Consider the following 16268-nt stretch of genomic DNA (forward strand, 5'->3'; position numbering starts at 1 on the left):
AGCAGTTGGGGTTTTGTTTTTGTGGCGCCGGAAATCTCGCAAGACTCAAGGGCCTCTTCGCGGCGGTGCGGCGATCCGACAAGCCCGGCTCCTACAGTGTGATGTCGTACACAAGATCGGTGAACGACGACGTACTGTAGGAGCCGGGCTTGCCCGCGAAGAGGCCGGTTCAGGCGCTGCAAGGCTTGCGGGCCTCATCGCCGGCAAGCCAGCTCCCACAGGTCGGTGTTCCACCTCAGGGACATCGTCGTGCCTGGCTCTTGTAGGAGCTGGCTTGCCAGCGATGACGGCCGTATGAGCGATACAAGGCTCAAGGCCTCCTCGACAGCAACCCGCCCCCCATAGCCAGGCATGGCCACTAAATCCCAGGCATAAAAAAACCACCTCTGCAGGTGGTCTCTCTATTCGCGTCCGAATCAGCCAAAGCGACCAGTAACGTAGTCTTCGGTCTGCTTTTTCTTCGGATTGGTGAAGATGGTGTCGCTCATCGCATGCTCGATCAGCTCACCCATGAACATGAACGCGGTGTAGTCCGATACCCGTGCCGCCTGCTGCATGTTGTGGGTCACGATGATGATGGTGTACTGCTCTTTCAGTTCAGTGATCAACTGCTCGATGCGCCCGGTGGAAATCGGGTCAAGTGCGGAGGTCGGCTCATCCAGGAGCAAGACCTGTGGCCGCAAGGCGATCGTCCGCGCGATACACAGACGTTGCTGTTGACCGCCCGACAGGCCCTGTGCGCTTTGCTTGAGCTTATCCTTGACCTCATCCCACAGCGCGGCACCACTCAAGGCCTGCTCGACACGCTCGTCCATCTCATGGCGGGATAGCTGCTCATGGTGACGCACGGCATAGGCCACGTTGTCGTAGATCGACATCGGAAACGGTACCGGCTTCTGGAAGACCATGCCGACATGACTGCGCAGGCGGTTCATCGAGTAGCCCGGCGCGAGAATGTTCTCGCCGTTGAGCAGTACTTCGCCACGCGCCTCCTGCTTCGGATACATGGAGTAGATCCGGTTGAATACCCGCAGCAGTGTCGATTTACCGCAACCTGAAGGCCCGATGATCGCAGTGATGCGTTTCTCTGGAATATCCATGTCGATGGACTTCAGTGAGCGCTGGTTGTTGTAAAAAAACTCCAGGCCACGAACGCGAATTTTGGTTTTTTCGTTGCCAAGGTCACGGCTATTCATCAAGTCAACCTATTGCGCAAAAGGATCAAACGGGACAGAAGGCTGAGGATCAGTACGAACAAGGTCAGTACCAATGCGCCCGCCCAGGCCAGGGAATGCCAGTCCTCGAAAGGACTCATGGCGTACTGGAAGATCACCACGGGGACGCTGGCAATCGGCTTGAGCAGATTGCTGCTCCAGAACTGGTTGCCGAAAGCGGTAAACAGCAGTGGTGCCGTTTCACCGGTGATCCTGGCCAGCGCCAGCAAGATACCGGTCAGCACACCGGCTTTCGCCGCGCGCAGGACGATTTGCAGCGTCAATTTCCACTGTGGGACACCCAATGCCAGAGCAGCCTCGCGCAAGGTGGTGGGTTGCAGTTGAAGCATCTCGTCGGTGGTCCTGACCACCACCGGAATCACCAGGAGCGCCAAGGCCAGGGCCCCGGCGATCGCGGAGAAACCGGACTGGTGATTGGTCAGCAGGTTCAATGGCAGGATCACCGCCGTGTAGACGAACAAGCCCAGCACAATCGACGGCGCCGAGAGCAGGATGTCGTTGATGAAACGAACGACGTTGCCCAGGCGCGAGTGACGGGCGAACTCCGCCAGCCAGATGCCCGCCATCAAGCCGATCGGCGTGCCGATCAGCAGGGCGATCGCCGACATCAGGGCGCTGCCATAGAACGCGTTGGCCAGGCCGCCTTCCACACCCGGTGGCGGTGTCATCTGGGTGAAGAGGCGAAGATTGAGCGCCTGAAAGCCGTTGATGATCGTGGTCAGCAGGATCCACACCAACCAGACCAGGCCGAAGACCGTGGCGCCACAACTGAGCACCATCGCCAACTGATTCTTGAAGGCACGGATTCGGTAGAGGCGTTCGTTACCGGTCATACACCCTCCTTGCGTGAAAGCCGCATCAGCAGGAGTCGCGCCAGCGCCAATACGATAAAGGTGACGATAAACAGCAAGAAGCCCAGGGCAATCAGCGCCGAACGATGCAGGTCGGTATAGGCTTCGCTGAACTCGTTGGCGATGACCGAAGCGATGGAGCTGCTTGGCATCAGCAAGGAGGCCGAGAACTGTTGAGCGTTACCCAGTACGAAAGTCACCGCCATGGTTTCGCCCAATGCCCGTCCCAGCCCGAGGAAAATGCCGCCGACCACCGCAGAGCGGGTGTAAGGCAGGACGATGTCCCAGACCACTTCCCAGGTAGTGCCGCCCAACGCGTAAGCAGACTCTTTGAGTGGCGTGGGAACGCTACGAAACACTTCCTGCATGACCGAGGTGATGAAGGGCATGATCATGATTGCCAGGACGATGCCGGCGGTCAGCATGCCGATACCCAGGGGCGGCCCCTGAAACAGCGAACCGACCAAAGGCAGCGAACCCAGGTAATCGTTGATCCAGGGAGACAGATGTTCGGCCATGAACGGGCCGAATACGAACAGGCCCCACATGCCGTAGATGATCGATGGAATCCCCGCGAGCAATTCAACCGCCGAGGCGACGGGCATTCGTAGCCAAGGTGGTGCGACCTCTGTCAGAAAAATCGCAATGCCGAAGCTGACGGGAACCGCAATCAGCAACGCCAGGAAGGACGTCACCAGGGTGCCGTAAATCGGCACCAGGGCACCAAAGTGGTTATTGACCGCATCCCACTCAGTGCTGGTAAGAAAACCGAAACCGAAGGTCTTGAGCGCAAGACTGCCGCCCCAGAGTGTCGACGCTGCGATGCTTGCCAGGAGTAGCAGCACCAGCATCGCGGCGCCCATCATCGAGCGCTTGAACCAGAGATCATGACGATGATCGCGAGTCGCACGCGCATCACTCGCCACTTCGCCAGCGTAAATGGTCATGGTCGGAGGTTGCACTATATCGTTCATCAGAAGTCTGCTCACAAACAAACCCCTTCACTCGACAAAGACTGCTCGAGGAAGGGGTGTTTTAGCTATTGCTGGATCAATGGGCGAAGTCAGACTTCCAATAACCTTCGATGCGCTTGACGAGGGAGTCAGGCAAAGCCACATAGTCCAGCGCCGAGGCCTGTTGTTGGCCATTTTCCAGCGACCATTTGAAGAAGTTGAAGGCTGCCTGGCTCTGCTCGGCATTCTTCGGTTGTTTGTACATGATGATCCAGGTGGTCGCCGTGATCGGCCATGCGCCATCGCCAGGAGCGTTGGTCATGATCAGGTTGAAGTCTTTGGCGTTGGCCCAGTCGGCGGTGTCGGCAGCCGCCGCAAACGCTTTGGCGTTAGGCTGGATGAACTTGCCGGCGGCGTTTTTCAGCTGTGCGTGAGTCATCTTGTTCTGCAGAGCGTAAGCGTACTCGACATAACCGATGGAGTTCTTGATCTGCTTCACATAGGCGGAGACACCTTCGTTGCCTTTGCCGCCGACGCCGACTGGCCAAGGCACGGTGGTACCGAAGCCGATTTTGGATTTCCAGCCATCGCTCACTTTAGCGAGGTAGTTGGTGAAGTTGTACGAGGTACCCGAGCCGTCAGAACGGTGAACCACGGTGATTTTACCGCCAGGCAGTTTCACGCCCGGGTTCAGGGCAACGATGGCCGGGTCGGTCCACTCGGTGATTTCACCCAGGAAGATTTTCGCCAGGGTTTCGCCGTCGAGCTTCAATTGGCCCGCTGCGACGCCGTCGATGTTCATCACCGGCACGATGCCGCCAATCACGCTAGGGAATTGACCCAGGCCGCCGGCCTTGAGGTCATCCGCCGACAGTGGGGCGTCGGAAGCGCCGAAGTCCACGGTCGCCGCCTTGATCTGGGCAATACCGCCACCCGAGCCGATCGACTGGTAGTTGATGCGATTGCTGGAGTCTTTGCTGTAGTCCTGGGACCACTTGGACAGGACCGGATAGACAAAGCTGGAGCCAGCGCCGGTCACATCGGTCGCGTGAGCGACACCGCTCAGGCACAGAGAAGCCAGCAGGACAGACAGGCCTTTTTTAGTCAGCAACATCAAACACCTCAATGAAAGGGTTAAGTGGAGTGACCCACCTATAAAGAGACGTTACGATTTAATTCCTGAAATATTTCTGTCTGATGACTGTAGTGTGATTTTTAGTAATATTTTGAAATGAAGAATCATTCATTTGTCTCGGTTCCCTTGGGCGCGTCAGGATGGACAGCGCCCTTTTCGAACCGTCAGACCCTGAAACGCTTGACCAGTAGTCCCAATTCCCGCGACAGCTGATCCAGCTCGACACACATTTCGTTGTTGCGCGTGGTGATGGCCTGGGTGTCGTTGATGTGCTGGCTGATTTGCGCCAGGCTCTGGTTCACCTCGGCGCCAATGCTCGACTGTTCTTCCGCGGCGGTCGCGATCTGGTTGTTCATGCCGTTGATCTCGGACACCGCATTGCTGACCTGGGCCAGGATCTGGCCGGTACCGTTGACCTTGGTCACTGCCAGCTCGCTGCCACCGAGGCTGCTCTGCATGGTGCTGACCGCCGCTCGGGCGCCTTGTTGCAGTTGAGTGATCTTGGCCTGGATTTCCTGGGTGCTTTGCTGGGTACGCTGGGCCAGCGAGCGGACTTCGTCGGCGACCACGGCAAACCCACGTCCCTGTTCTCCCGCGCGGGCGGCTTCGATGGCGGCGTTGAGGGCCAGCAGATTGGTTTGCTCGGCAATGCCGCGGATCACATCGAGGATGGAGCCGATGGACTCCACATCGCTGCCCAGGGTCTGGATATCCTGGGCGGCTTTTTCGATATCCCGCGCCAGACCGCCAATGGCATTGACGGTGTCGCTCACGTTGGTTTGCATGGCCTGGGCCTGCTCATCGGTATTGCGGGTCGCCTGGGCGGCATTCTGCGCCGACTCCGCCACGTTGTGGGTGGCCAGGGCCATCTGCTCCATGGCGTGGGTGACCTGCTCGGCGTCACGGGTCTGGCGTGTCAGCGCATCGGCGGCATGCTGGGCACTTTGCTTGAGTTGTTCGTTACGCTCCTGCAACTGCTGGGCGCAGCGGGCCAGCTCCAGCACCATATGGCGGATTTTTCCGGCGAACTGATTGAAGGCACTGGCCAGCTCGGCGGTTTCCTCATTGCCATCGATGGGCAGCTGACGGGTGAGGTCGCCGTCTTCGCTGGCCAAGTCCTGCAAGCTGCGGGTCAGCAGGCCGAGTGGTCTGACGATGCTGCGAGCGACATAGGCTGCGACGAGGCTGAGCACGATCAGCAGCACCCCCATGATGCCCCATTGCTTCCAGCGCAGGGCATCCATGGCCTGCTGCTGGTGTTGCGTTTGCGTGGCGATCAGGGCGTCCAGGCCGTCGACATAAAACCCGGCACCGACGATCCAGTTCCATTTGTCCAGGTAAATGGCGTAGGACAGCTTGGGGTAGGCGGTGTCGTCATTGCCCGGTTTGGGGAAGTAGTACGTGACGAAATCACCGCCGCGCTTGGCGGCACCGATCAGCTCTCGGATCAGGTAAGTGCCGTGGCTGTCTTTCAGGTCCCAGAAATTTTTCCCATCGTCCTTGCCGGCGGCCAGGAAAATCCTGTCGCCCTTGTCGTTGTAGCCGAAGAAATAACCGTCTTGCCCATAGTGAAGGTCGCGCAGTCGACGCTTGGCCTCTTCCTGGGTGGCGGGGCTCATGGCATCGGCCCCTTCATAAAGCGGCTTGATGGCGCTGTAGGCCAGATCGAGGTAATGCACCAGCTCGTCCTTGCGGGTTTTTATCAAGGTCTGGCGCGTCTCCTCGATACTTCGCTCGCCCATGGCCTGCTGCTCGGAAAAGGCCAGCAGTTGAATAATCAAAGCCAGCAGGAGGGCAGGAATCACAGATAGCAGCAGAACCTTGTTGCGTATTTTCCACTTCATAGGAAATCCCGGGTCGAGGAGCAAGCTTGTTATGTTTTTTTATATCGACTCACTGGCATGATTGTTCAGCTCCGTGAGTCGGTTTTTTCAAGGAGAGTCGCTACTGTTGTGACCATATCCGCCCATGGGGGCCGAAACATTGACGCAGGTCGACTGCACTCACGACCATGCATACTCTCTTTATTCAGCGGACGGGGCGATATGACTATCGACTGGCTTGACTTTACGCCGTGGTCGGCACTGGCTGGAGGCGCGCTGATCGGGCTGGCGGCGGCTCTGTTCATCCTCGCCAACGGCCGTATTGCCGGCATCAGCGGCTTACTCGGCAGCCTGCTTCAGCGCGGCAGCGAAGGGTGGGGCGAGAAGGCCTTGTTTCTACTGGGTCTGCTGCTGGCGCCGTTGTTGTGGGGGGCGTTCCATGCGCTGCCGACGATCCGCTTCGAGACCGGAGTCCCCGGCTTGGTGCTGGCGGGCCTGCTGGTGGGATTGGGAACCCGTTATGGCTCGGGGTGCACCAGCGGGCACGGTGTGTGTGGCATTTCACGGCTGTCGCCACGCTCCATTGTGGCCACGCTGTGCTTCATGGCCACGGGATTTGCCACGGTCCATGTTCTTCGCCATGTGTTGGGAGTCTGGCTATGACCAAGCTGACGGCTTTTTTGGGCGGTCTGATATTCGGCATCGGCCTGCTGCTGGCCGGTATGGCCAACCCGGCCAAGGTGTTGGGGTTTCTTGATCTGGCGGGGGCCTGGGATCCTTCCCTGGGACTGGTCATGCTGGGGGCCGTGGTCGTGGCGGCCTTGCCATTCCGATGGGCCGGCAAACACAAGCACTCCCTGTTGGGAGCGCCCATGCAGATACCGCTCAAACGCGGGTTGGATGTCCGCCTGGTGGGCGGCAGCCTGCTGTTTGGCGTGGGCTGGGGAATCGCCGGCATCTGCCCGGGACCGGCGGTGGCGATTCTGCTGACCTGGCATTGGCAGGTCATCGTATTCGTGCTGGCCATGCTGGCCGGTATCCAGCTGTTTGCGCTGCTGGAAAAACGCCAGGTGGGTCGTTAACGGGTTGCCTACTTGCCGTGGTCGATGCTGACAACCCTTCGTCCGAGTCTCAGGTTTTCGCGGCGCCTGACGATACCCTGTTGGAGACAACCGTAGAATCCGCTGCCGTGGGCTGAGGGTGTGTCTCAACTGGTTGATCAAGCCTCTATAGCTTTTGCCGCTACGCTTGGCAAAAGGTCGCTTTTTGCCTGGGATTTTGTACGATGCTGTAAAGTCGCTTGATGGCAAAATGCTGTTAGTTATTATCTGCGCGCGAAGGTGGCAGGGAAGCTGAACCCGCTCTGGTGATTGCCCACGGGCTCATCTTCTATTTCCCATGACAGGAATCTCGATGCTGGCGTATCACCAAAAAAACTTTCTTATCGTCGATGATTTCTCCGATTTCCGCAGTTCAGTCCGGTCCATGCTGCGGGAGTTGGGGGTCAAGGAAGTGGACACCGCCGACACCGGGGAACAGGCGCTGCGCATGTGCGCCCAGAAACGTTACGATTTCGTGCTGCATGACTACCACCTGGGCGATGGCAAGAAGAACGGCCAGCAGGTGCTCGAAGACCTGATGACCGACAAGCTGATCAGTCATGAAAGCGTGTTTGTGATGGTCACCGCCGAAAGCAGCCAGGCCATGGTGCTCTCGGCCCTCGAACACGAGCCCGATGCCTACCTGACCAAGCCGTTCAACCGTGCCAGCCTGGCCCAGCGCCTGGAAAAGCTGGTGCAGCGCAAGAACCTGCTCAAGCCGATCATGGAGGCGTTGGACCGCGACAAGCCGGCCGAGGTGCTGGCCGCCTGCACCCGCCTGACCCAGCAGGACAGCCGTTTCGCTCCGTTGTGCCTGCGCTACCGCGCCGACGCGATGTGGAACCTGAATCAGTTCGAACCCCTGGAACGTTTCCTCACCGGCATCCTCGCCGACCGTCCGTTGCCTTGGGCTTATGCGCGCATGGGGCAGTTGCTGTTCAAACGCAACCAGATCGTCCAGGCCAAGGCGCTCTATGAGACCGCGCTCAAGGCGTTTCCGATGATGCCGGCGCTCTATGACGGCCTGGCCGAGGTGTTGGTGCAGGAAGGCGATACCCGGCGTGCACAGAGCGTGTTGGAAGAGGCTGTACGCCTCTCGCCGCTGGCGGTGCGCCGACAGTCGATGCTGGGCAAGCTGGCCTTGGCCAACGAAGATTTTGAAAGTGCTTCCCGAGCTTATCGCCAGGCCGTGTCCCAGGGCGAGCAATCGCGTTTCAAGGACCCTGAGAGCAACCTCGGCCTGGCCCATGCGCTGATCAGCAAGGGCAGCGAGCGTGGCCTGGACACCCGTACCCGGCTGGAGATCAACCAGACCCTGAGCGCGGTCGCCAAGGAAAACGCCAACGACCAGGGCTTGCAGGTGCGGGCGCGCTTGATGAAGGCCACCAGCCTGCTGCTCAACGATGCCGAAACCGCCGACAAGCTCACCGAGCAGGCGATGTCGCGCCTGGATGGCATGGAGAACTTCATGAGCGCCGAGGCCGCGCTGCTGGTGGCCAAGCAGCTGCAGCAACTGGGCCAGGCCGATGCCGGCGCTTCGATGCTGAAGAACTGCGTGGAAATCTACGGCGACGATCCGACGGTGATGAAAGGGATCGCCAAGCTGACCTCCGACCCGGAGATCCTTGGCGGCGGCAAGGCGGCCATCGATCTCAACGTGCAGGGCGTGCGCAGCTACAAGGGCGGCAACCTGGACGAGGCCGTGGACCTGTTCCGCCGCGCCCTGGCGCTGCAGCCGAAGAACATCAGTATTGCCTTGAACGCGGCCCAGGCCCTGCTCGTCATCGCCCAGAAGGGCAGTGATGCCGCAGTGCTCGAGGAGTGTCGCGGCTGTCTGAAAATGGTCGGCAAGATGCCGGACAGCGACCCCCGTTATGAGAGGTATCAGAAATTGCGTACCCGGGCATTTGGCGAATGAGTGAGACTCACGAGGGGCTGGATTTTTCCACGGTGATTGCCTCCACCGTGCATGACATGAAGAACTCCCTGGCGATGCTGACACAGGCCCATGGCCAGTGGTTGGCGCGCTTGCCCGATGCCCAGCGCGAAACCCCCGAGCACAGTGTGATCGAGTATGAGTTCGCGCATCTCAATACCATGCTGGTGCAACTGCTCGGACTGTACAAGCTAGGGGTCAATCAGCTGCCGCTGCGCCCGGATTACCATGAGATGGACGATTTTATCGGCGCGCAACTGGCTGGGCGCCAGGAGCTGCTGAGCAGCCGTGGGATCGTCGCCAGCTGTGAGGTCGGTGATTTCAGTCCGCTGGGTTTCTTCGACCGGGAACTGATCGGTTCGGTGGTCGGCAATATCGTCACCAATGCCATCGGCTACGCCTGTCATGCGCTGTTGATCAGTGTCCGCGAAGAGGGCGAGCAATTGGTGCTGACCATCAATGATGACGGTCCCGGTTACCCGGAACAGATGGTCGAGCGCCAGGCCGATTATGTCCAGGGCATCAACCCGGCGACCGGCAGTACCGGCCTGGGGTTGTATTTCGCTGCGCGGATTGCCGGGCTGCACGAGCGCAACGGCGTGCGCGGGCGGATCGAGATCGCCAATGGCGGGACCTTGGGCGGGGCCTTGTTCAGTCTTTATCTGCCGTGAGTGCAATCGCCAGGGCGTACCCTGATTGTTCGGTCAGTCTTTTCTGTATTCCCTGCTTGAAATCCTGAACGGGTGATGCGTATTTTGTACAGGACGCCGTTAGCGGCCCGTACAACAACAAGGATTGAGTCATGACGACCGATGGCCAGCGTTCACTCGCCCAGCGACTGACCGGCATTGATGAGATTGAGTGTGTCACCCCGGACCTCAATGGCGTACCCCGCGGCAAGGTGATGACCGCCGAGGGCTTTCTCGAAGGGCGACGCCTGCAGATGGCTCGCGGGGTCTTGCTGCAATGCATCATGGGCGGTTACCCGCCGGCACGTTTCTACGGCAGTGACGACGGCGACCTGGCGCTCAACGCCGATCCCCAGCAGATTCACCGCCTGCCCTGGAGCCGGCAACCCCGTGCCCTGGCCATTTGTGATGCGGACGAACTGAGTGGCGAAAGCTCCAGCCTTTCGACCCGTGGCCAGCTCAAGGCGGTGATCGCGCGTTATGCGGCCCGTGGCCTGGCGCCAGTGGTCGCGACCGAGCTGGAGTTCTTCGTCTTTGCCCCGAACCCCGACCCGACCCAGGCCTTCCTGCCGCCAGTGGGCCTGGACGGTCGACGCGAGGAGGGCCATTCGGCGTTCAGCGTCAGTTCCAACAACGGCTTGCGCCCCTTCTTCAGCGAAGTCTACGAATGCATGGCCGCCCTGGGACTGCCCCGGGATACCTTCATGCACGAAATGGGCGTCAGCCAGTTCGAGATCAACCTGCTGCATGGCGACCCGTTGCTGCTGGCCGACCAGACTTTCCTGTTCAAGCACCTGCTCAAGGAAGTCGCCCTCAAGCACGGCCTGACCGTGGTCTGCATGGCCAAGCCGCTGGCTCACACCCCTGGCAGTTCCATGCATATTCATCAGAGCGTGGTGGCGGCCGACAGCGGGCGCAATGTGTTCAGCGATGCCAACGGCGAGCCGACCACGACCTTCCGGCATTTCATCGGTGGGCAGCAGGCCTGCCTGGCGGACTTCACCGCGCTGTTCGCGCCGAACGTGAATTCCTACCAGCGGCTGTGCCATCCCTTTGCCTCGCCGAACAACGCTTGCTGGTCCCATGACAACCGCTCGGCCGGTTTGCGTATTCCGGCCAGCGCTCCAGTGGCGCGGCGGGTAGAAAACCGCTTGCCGGGAGCCGATGCGAATCCCTATCTGGCGATTGCCGCGAGCCTGGCGGCGGGCCTTTACGGGATCGAGCACGAGCTGGAACCGACGCCGGCGATCCAGGGTGAATTCCAAGTTCCGGATTCTTTGTCGTTGCCATGTACCTTGCATGCCGCGCTCGAACGTCTGAAACGTAGTCCGTTGGCCAGGGAGTTGTTCGGCAGCGTGTTCATTGAAGGCTATATCGCTTCCAAGAGCATGGAGCTGACCAGTTTCCTGGATGAAATTACCCCCTGGGAGCGTCGTGTTCTGGCCCCCCAGGCATAGCTGTAGCCGTCCCGTTCGGGCTATCTTGTCGGATAGTCCGATACCCTATTCAAGGAGCCGCTCGGAACGCCGATGCGCCAAATCTGGAAACCCTTTCGAGCACTGTATTTCGCCTCGCTGATGATGTTGATCGGCTCCGGCCTGCTGAGTACCTACCTGGCCCTGCGCCTGGCCGCCGAACATGTCGACAGCCTGTGGGTGGGTGCCTTGATGGCCGCCAACTACTTCGGCCTGGTGCTGGGCGGCAAGATCGGCCACCGGTTGATTGCCCGGGTCGGCCATATCCGCGCCTATGCCACCTGTGCCGGTATTGTCGGTGCGGCGGTGCTCGGCCATGGCTTGATCGACTGGCTGCCGGCCTGGCTGTTCCTGCGGATGATCGTGGGCCTGGGGATGATGTGCCAGTACATGGTCATCGAGAGCTGGCTCAACGAGCAGGCGGAAGCCAAGCAGCGCGGCGTGGTCTTCAGCGGCTACATGATTGCCTCCTACCTGGGGCTGATCCTCGGGCAGATGATCCTGGTCCTGCATCCGGCCCTGGGCCTGGAACTGCTGATGGCAGTGGCAATGTGCTTTGCCCTGTGCCTGGTGCCCGTGGCGATGACCCGGCGGATTCACCCTGCACCGCTGCATCCGGCGCCGCTGGAGCCGCGTTTCTTCATGAAGCGGGTGCCGCAGTCGCTGACCACCGTCCTGGGCGCCGGGATCATCGTCGGCTCCTTTTACGGCCTGGCCCCCTTGTATGCGTCCCAGCAGGGGCTTACCACCGAGCAGGTGGGTCTGTTCATGGGCTGCTGCATTTTCGCCGGTTTCCTGGTGCAGTGGCCGCTGGGCTGGATCTCGGATCGTTATGACCGGGCGGTGCTGATTCGCAGCATTGCCTTCTTGCTGGCGTTGGCCTCATTGCCCCTGGCAATCATGTCCCATGCGCCGCTGGAAGTGCTGTTCGCCTCGGGGTTCATGGTCTCCCTGCTGCAGTTCTGCCTGTATCCGCTGGCAGTGGCCTTTTCCAACGATCATATCGAAGGCGATCGCCGTGTCTCGCTGACGGCCATGCTGCTGATGACCTATGGCATAGGCGCCAGTATCGGGCCCTTGGTGGCGGGTGTGCTGATGAAACTGTTCGGCAGCCAGATGCTCTACGCGTTTTTCAGCTTCTTCGCCTTGATGCTGGTGTGGCGGATCCGGCCGAAGGCGGTGACCAACCTGCATCAGGTCGAGGATGCGCCGCTGCAACACGTGGTCATGCCGGAAGCCATGTCGCCCCTTGGCGCGGCGCTTGACCCACGGGTCGATGAGCAGATCGTGCTGGATCAGATGTGTGACAGCGTCGTGCCGACACCGCCCGAGGCTGAGGTCGTGCCCGAGGTGGACGAGTCGGACCCGGAGCCGGCGCACAAGTCGAGCAACTGAAACGTTGAACGTAAAAAAACGGGCCACCTGATAAGGGTGGCCCGTTTTTTATGGCGACTGCTGGATCAGAAGTCGTCGTCTTTATCGAAGCGCCGTGCTTCACGCTGCAACTGATAGACGAAGCGCTCGACCTGGCGCTGGACCAGACCGCTCATGTTGTGGAAGCGCACGCCGGCGAAGGTGGTGTTGATCCTTTCCTCGAAGTGCAGGTGGCGCAGTTCCACGGGGGCGGTCATCGGGCCGAAGGGCAGGGCGGCAATAAAACGCTCGTAGACCTGGCCCAGTTGCAGGCGGTCGGAAATATCGCCGTCGAAACGCAGTTTGCAACCGGTGGCGGAGATGTCCAGCAGTTTGCCGGTCAACGGCGCCTTGAGCTTTTCGCCACCCAGCTCGACATTGACCAGCGCGGCCAGCTTCAGGGCGGCACGGAAGGCATTGCGACGTTGGTGATAGACCACTTCATCGGGCATCGAGCCACGGTAGCAACCATTGGTCTCGTCGATGGTCATGGGTTGCGGCTGTTCCCAGGCGATTCGCACGCCCTCATGGAAACCTTCGACCCGGAACGGCTCGCCGGCCAACAGGAAGCGTTCGCCATCGCGCGGCATCATTTCGTCCAGGGCCAGGGTGCCGGCTTCGCGGTTGACGTCGATCACAAAACTCTGGAAGCGCTGGCTGCGCTCATGAAAGGTGATGATCAGCGGGTCGTGACTTTCCTGCAGCATCCGCAGGTTGGCGGAAATTTCCAGAGGCGTGCTAAGCACCTTGGGTGGCTGCGGAGCATCTTCCGCGCTTGGGGCATTGGACACGGTTCATCAATCTCCAGACAAAATACAACTGCACGCAAGAGCTAGCATTTTGCCAGCATGTTGCGCGCCTTGATAGAGCACGCGCAAGGCCTGGTTCAAGCCTGACTGAGCGGGCGCGGTTTCATGGACCTGGCCGTTGAGCCGCGCGCATCATAGAGGGCGGGGGTTTCACCGCCGGTCAGGATCTTCAACTGGTTTGCGGTGGTTGCTTGCTGAACCTGGATATTACGACCGTTGAGCTCGTTGGCGGTCTGGCAATCGGCCAGCAACTGGGTCAACACATCGCTCTGACTCAGCAATTGCTCACCAATACTGGACTGCGCGGCGAGTTGTTCCAGGCCGGCACGGCTGGTGGGCAAATTGATGCTGGCGAGCAACTGGCTGCGCTTGCGACCATGCTGTTCCAGCAGAACGATCAGCGCTTGCTTGCGCGCCAGAATCTCCTCCAGCTCGAACATATTGCGACCATGGAGCGCCAGGGATTCGGCACGCAGCAGCTCAAGCAGGTCTTGAGCCGGGGCAAAATCGTCGATGATCAGTTGCAGCAGAGTGGTGTCGTGCATGGCTGGCCTTGGTTTTTAAGCGTCCAAAAGCCTGACGCAGGCCGGAGCCTAGCGTTGGGCTTCGAAGTTGAGCAATTTGCTGGCGACGCGGTTGCTGTCGACTTTGTAGCTGCCATCGGCAACCGCCTGCTTCAACTCGGCCACGCGGGCGCTGTTGACAACAGGTTGGTCACGCAGCTTGTCAGTGACTTGTTGCAACTGCTGAGCCTCATTACTGAGGTGTACCGATTCCCCGCTCTGGCTGACGGAGGCGGCCGGAGTACTCACAGACGCGGATTTGCCGGAGCCGTCGGCTTCCTTGCTGGCGCTGGTGCGCGTACTGCCAGTCAGTGACGGGGGGTTATTCAAACGACTGAAATCGATGACCATGATGAAAAAAACCTCTGGGTATTTGGACGCTTGCCTTGTTTTCGGCCATACCCGGAAAAACTTTAGGCTCAGATAAGAATGAGCCGGCACGTGTTGGCGGTGCGCCTTGGTGCAGCACAGTTTAGGAAAAGCTGCGGCTTAGCGCCAGTTCTCTACAACGCGACTTCCACCTGTCCCGGCGCGGTCACCCGTGCCTTGATCACCCGTTGGGAGTTCAGGTTCTTGATCCTGATCTGTTCGTTCAGGCCGCCATTGGACAAGGCCTCACCCGGCATCTTGACCACCAGGCCACCGCTTGTCGCGCTGATGACCACCTGATCGCCCTTGCGAACCACCTCGGCCTGCTCCAGATGAACCAGGGTGATGACCTGATCCATGACCATTGGTCGGACAAGTTTCTGCCCGATAGCCTCATCCGTGGACGTCAGGAAGCCCTGGCCGGCCAGGCTGATGTCGCGCTCGCGCAGGGTGACATCGCCGGGCTCAATGATTCCGGTGCGTTTCAACGGGCGCGTGGTGACCACCACATTGCGGAACAGCTTGACCTGGGCCGGCACGAACACGGTCCAGGGCGAGCTGCCTTCACAGCGGACCTTGACCGTGACCCGGCCAATCGGCGTGGCCGGGCTTTCCAGGTTGGCTGTCAATTCCTTGTCGCAAGCCGCCATGCGCAGGCGCGGGTCGAGCTGGTTGACCTGGATTTCGTAGCGTCCTTCGGTTTGACTGGTAGCCAGATAGTCTTCTACCGTGAACTCAAGAAAGCCTTGGGTCACGCCGATAAGCTGATCAGGCAGGGTCGCCGAGTCGGCAAAGGCAGGGCCGCCGGGGTTCAGACTGCATAAAACCGCCAAGACCCAGAGCAATCTGCGGTACTGTGATGTCAGGCGTCGAAAAAATGTCGTTTGTGCTTTCATAACAGTATAAAAAGCAAGGCTCGTGCCGTTTAATGCTGAATAGGCGTCGGATCATGAAGCTTGTGTGAGAGGTGGCTGGCATGGCGGGTGTAATGGATTCGGTGAACCAGCGTACGCAACTGGTCGGGCAGAATCGCCTCGAGTTGTTGTTGTTTCGTCTGGACGGTCAGCAGTTGTATGGGATCAACGTGTTCAAGGTGCGGGAGGTGCTGCAGTGCCCCAAGCTGACCCTGATGCCCAAATCCAGCCCGGTGGTCTGTGGCGTGGCGAATATCCGTGGGGCAACCATTCCCATCCTGGATCTGGCGATGGCCACCGGGGCGGGCGGTCTCAAGGATCAAAGTAATCCGTTTGTGATCATTACCGAGTACAACACCAAGACCCAGGGTTTCCTGGTGAAGTCGGTGGAGCGCATCGTCAACATGAACTGGGAAGAGATCCATCCGCCGCCCAAGGGCACCGGACGCGATCACTACCTGACCGCGGTGACCCGGATCGACAACCAGTTGGTGGAAATCATCGACGTGGAGAAGATCCTCGCCGAAGTCTCGCCGACCTCCGAATCCATCTCCCACGGGGTGGTCGATGTCGAGACCCAGGCCAAGGCGATTTCCATGCGGGTGCTGACGGTGGATGACTCCTCGGTGGCGCGCAAGCAGGTTACGCGTTGCCTGCAGACCGTGGGCGTGGAAGTGGTGGCGTTGAACGACGGCCGGCAGGCGCTGGACTACCTGCGTAAGCTGGTCGAGGAGGGCAAGAAGCCGGAAGAGGAATTTCTGATGATGATTTCCGACATCGAAATGCCTGAAATGGATGGCTACACTCTGACGGCCGAGATCCGCAACGACCCACGCATGCAAAAACTTCACATCATCCTGCATACTTCCTTGTCAGGGGTCTTTAATCAGGCAATGGTCAAGAAGGTCGGCGCCGATGATTTCCTGGCCAAGTTCCGACCCGATGACCTGGCAGCCCGGGTAGTGGGGCGGATCAAGGCAGCAGAATAAGCGATCAGGGACCT

General features: G+C 59.8%; 16 protein-coding genes and 1 pseudogene. 7 read left to right on the top strand and 10 right to left on the bottom strand.

Annotated features, from left to right (window positions below; translation table 11 throughout):
- Positions 1 to 416 precede the first annotated feature (416 nt).
- The 6 genes and pseudogenes from pstB to HX830_RS32565 all read right to left on the bottom strand — a co-directional run.
- On the bottom strand, positions 417 to 1196 hold the full coding sequence (gene pstB, locus HX830_RS19720) for a phosphate ABC transporter ATP-binding protein PstB (protein ID WP_100944227.1): 780 nt from the start codon (positions 1194 to 1196) through the stop codon (positions 417 to 419).
- Positions 1196 to 2068: a phosphate ABC transporter permease PstA gene (gene pstA, locus HX830_RS19725; protein ID WP_103497235.1), complete on the bottom strand. Its 873-nt coding sequence runs from the start codon at positions 2066 to 2068 to the stop codon at positions 1196 to 1198. The genes pstB and pstA overlap by 1 nt, the downstream gene beginning before the upstream one ends.
- Positions 2065 to 3033, bottom strand: coding sequence for a phosphate ABC transporter permease subunit PstC (gene pstC, locus HX830_RS19730; protein WP_370868299.1), 969 nt, complete (start codon positions 3031 to 3033; stop codon positions 2065 to 2067). The genes pstA and pstC overlap by 4 nt, the downstream gene beginning before the upstream one ends.
- Positions 3034 to 3136: 103 nt before the next feature.
- Entirely contained in the window at positions 3137 to 4153 is a 1017-nt protein-coding gene (gene pstS, locus HX830_RS19735) for a phosphate ABC transporter substrate-binding protein PstS (RefSeq protein ID WP_177102045.1), read from the bottom strand.
- A gap of 185 nt (positions 4154 to 4338) precedes the next feature.
- On the bottom strand, positions 4339 to 5181 hold the full coding sequence (locus HX830_RS32560) for a methyl-accepting chemotaxis protein (RefSeq protein ID WP_370868298.1): 843 nt from the start codon (positions 5179 to 5181) through the stop codon (positions 4339 to 4341).
- 15 nt (positions 5182 to 5196) lie between these two features.
- Positions 5197 to 6018, bottom strand: a pseudogene (locus tag HX830_RS32565) (cache domain-containing protein); the annotation flags it as partial.
- A gap of 201 nt (positions 6019 to 6219) precedes the next feature.
- Here HX830_RS32565 and HX830_RS19745 point away from each other — a divergent pair.
- The 6 genes from HX830_RS19745 to HX830_RS19770 all read left to right on the top strand — a co-directional run bounded on the left by HX830_RS19745 (position 6220) and on the right by HX830_RS19770 (position 12592).
- The gene (locus HX830_RS19745) at positions 6220 to 6660 is read left to right on the top strand and encodes a YeeE/YedE family protein (RefSeq protein ID WP_177102047.1); all 441 of its coding nucleotides are present in this window, start codon (positions 6220 to 6222) and stop codon (positions 6658 to 6660) included.
- Complete coding sequence (locus tag HX830_RS19750) at positions 6657 to 7079, top strand: DUF6691 family protein (protein ID WP_177102049.1); 423 nt, start codon at positions 6657 to 6659, stop codon at positions 7077 to 7079. The genes HX830_RS19745 and HX830_RS19750 overlap by 4 nt, the downstream gene beginning before the upstream one ends.
- Before the next feature lie 331 nt (positions 7080 to 7410).
- The gene (locus tag HX830_RS19755; RefSeq protein ID WP_177102051.1) at positions 7411 to 9015 is read left to right on the top strand and encodes a tetratricopeptide repeat-containing response regulator; all 1605 of its coding nucleotides are present in this window, start codon (positions 7411 to 7413) and stop codon (positions 9013 to 9015) included.
- Positions 9012 to 9704 carry a sensor histidine kinase gene (locus HX830_RS19760; protein WP_100944222.1) on the top strand — a complete coding sequence of 231 codons (693 nt, stop codon included), beginning with the start codon at positions 9012 to 9014 and terminating at the stop codon, positions 9702 to 9704. The genes HX830_RS19755 and HX830_RS19760 overlap by 4 nt, the downstream gene beginning before the upstream one ends.
- Positions 9705 to 9937: 233 nt before the next feature.
- Positions 9938 to 11179 carry a glutamine synthetase family protein gene (locus HX830_RS19765; RefSeq protein ID WP_177102185.1) on the top strand — a complete coding sequence of 414 codons (1242 nt, stop codon included), beginning with the start codon at positions 9938 to 9940 and terminating at the stop codon, positions 11177 to 11179.
- Between the two features lie 72 nt (positions 11180 to 11251).
- Positions 11252 to 12592, top strand: coding sequence for an MFS transporter (locus HX830_RS19770; RefSeq protein WP_103497243.1), 1341 nt, complete (start codon positions 11252 to 11254; stop codon positions 12590 to 12592).
- A 65-nt stretch (positions 12593 to 12657) separates the two neighbouring features.
- Here the strand turns inward: HX830_RS19770 and HX830_RS19775 are convergent, their stop codons facing one another.
- The 4 genes from HX830_RS19775 to flgA all read right to left on the bottom strand — a co-directional run bounded on the left by HX830_RS19775 (position 12658) and on the right by flgA (position 15247).
- On the bottom strand, positions 12658 to 13401 hold the full coding sequence (locus HX830_RS19775) for a flagellar brake protein (RefSeq protein WP_177102059.1): 744 nt from the start codon (positions 13399 to 13401) through the stop codon (positions 12658 to 12660).
- 95 nt (positions 13402 to 13496) lie between these two features.
- Positions 13497 to 13964, bottom strand: coding sequence for a flagella synthesis protein FlgN (locus HX830_RS19780; protein WP_177102062.1), 468 nt, complete (start codon positions 13962 to 13964; stop codon positions 13497 to 13499).
- A 48-nt stretch (positions 13965 to 14012) separates the two neighbouring features.
- Positions 14013 to 14333 carry a flagellar biosynthesis anti-sigma factor FlgM gene (gene flgM, locus HX830_RS19785; RefSeq protein ID WP_103497246.1) on the bottom strand — a complete coding sequence of 107 codons (321 nt, stop codon included), beginning with the start codon at positions 14331 to 14333 and terminating at the stop codon, positions 14013 to 14015.
- A 152-nt stretch (positions 14334 to 14485) separates the two neighbouring features.
- A complete protein-coding gene (flgA, locus tag HX830_RS19790) occupies positions 14486 to 15247 on the bottom strand; it encodes a flagellar basal body P-ring formation chaperone FlgA (RefSeq protein ID WP_177102064.1) in 762 nt (253 codons plus the stop codon).
- A gap of 80 nt (positions 15248 to 15327) precedes the next feature.
- Here flgA and HX830_RS19795 point away from each other — a divergent pair, with 80 nt between their 5' ends.
- Positions 15328 to 16254 carry a chemotaxis protein CheV gene (locus HX830_RS19795; protein WP_103497248.1) on the top strand — a complete coding sequence of 309 codons (927 nt, stop codon included), beginning with the start codon at positions 15328 to 15330 and terminating at the stop codon, positions 16252 to 16254.
- The last annotated feature ends 14 nt before the right edge of the window (positions 16255 to 16268 follow it).

Origin of the sequence: Pseudomonas gingeri, from assembly GCF_013385425.1 — a bacterium.
Lineage (GTDB): Bacteria > Pseudomonadota > Gammaproteobacteria > Pseudomonadales > Pseudomonadaceae > Aquipseudomonas > Aquipseudomonas gingeri_D.

What these genes read in the sequence shown, in the direction of transcription:
- HX830_RS19765 (WP_177102185.1), top strand. Translation starts at nt 9,938, where the DNA reads ATGACCGCCGAGGGCTTTCTCGAAGGGCGACGCCTGCAGATGGCTCGC.
- pstB (WP_100944227.1), bottom strand. Translation starts at nt 1,196, where the DNA reads ATGAATAGCCGTGACCTTGGCAACGAAAAAACCAAAATTCGCGTTCGT.
- pstC (WP_370868299.1), bottom strand. Translation starts at nt 3,033, where the DNA reads ATGACCATTTACGCTGGCGAAGTGGCGAGTGATGCGCGTGCGACTCGC.
- HX830_RS19750 (WP_177102049.1), top strand. Translation starts at nt 6,657, where the DNA reads ATGACCAAGCTGACGGCTTTTTTGGGCGGTCTGATATTCGGCATCGGC.
- HX830_RS19780 (WP_177102062.1), bottom strand. Translation starts at nt 13,964, where the DNA reads ATGCACGACACCACTCTGCTGCAACTGATCATCGACGATTTTGCCCCG.
- pstS (WP_177102045.1), bottom strand. Translation starts at nt 4,153, where the DNA reads ATGTTGCTGACTAAAAAAGGCCTGTCTGTCCTGCTGGCTTCTCTGTGC.
- pstA (WP_103497235.1), bottom strand. Translation starts at nt 2,068, where the DNA reads ATGACCGGTAACGAACGCCTCTACCGAATCCGTGCCTTCAAGAATCAG.
- HX830_RS19755 (WP_177102051.1), top strand. Translation starts at nt 7,411, where the DNA reads ATGCTGGCGTATCACCAAAAAAACTTTCTTATCGTCGATGATTTCTCC.
- HX830_RS19760 (WP_100944222.1), top strand. Translation starts at nt 9,012, where the DNA reads ATGAGTGAGACTCACGAGGGGCTGGATTTTTCCACGGTGATTGCCTCC.
- HX830_RS19745 (WP_177102047.1), top strand. Translation starts at nt 6,220, where the DNA reads ATGACTATCGACTGGCTTGACTTTACGCCGTGGTCGGCACTGGCTGGA.
- flgA (WP_177102064.1), bottom strand. Translation starts at nt 15,247, where the DNA reads ATGAAAGCACAAACGACATTTTTTCGACGCCTGACATCACAGTACCGC.
- flgM (WP_103497246.1), bottom strand. Translation starts at nt 14,333, where the DNA reads ATGGTCATCGATTTCAGTCGTTTGAATAACCCCCCGTCACTGACTGGC.
- HX830_RS19770 (WP_103497243.1), top strand. Translation starts at nt 11,252, where the DNA reads ATGCGCCAAATCTGGAAACCCTTTCGAGCACTGTATTTCGCCTCGCTG.
- HX830_RS19795 (WP_103497248.1), top strand. Translation starts at nt 15,328, where the DNA reads ATGGCGGGTGTAATGGATTCGGTGAACCAGCGTACGCAACTGGTCGGG.
- HX830_RS32560 (WP_370868298.1), bottom strand. Translation starts at nt 5,181, where the DNA reads ATGGTGCTGGAGCTGGCCCGCTGCGCCCAGCAGTTGCAGGAGCGTAAC.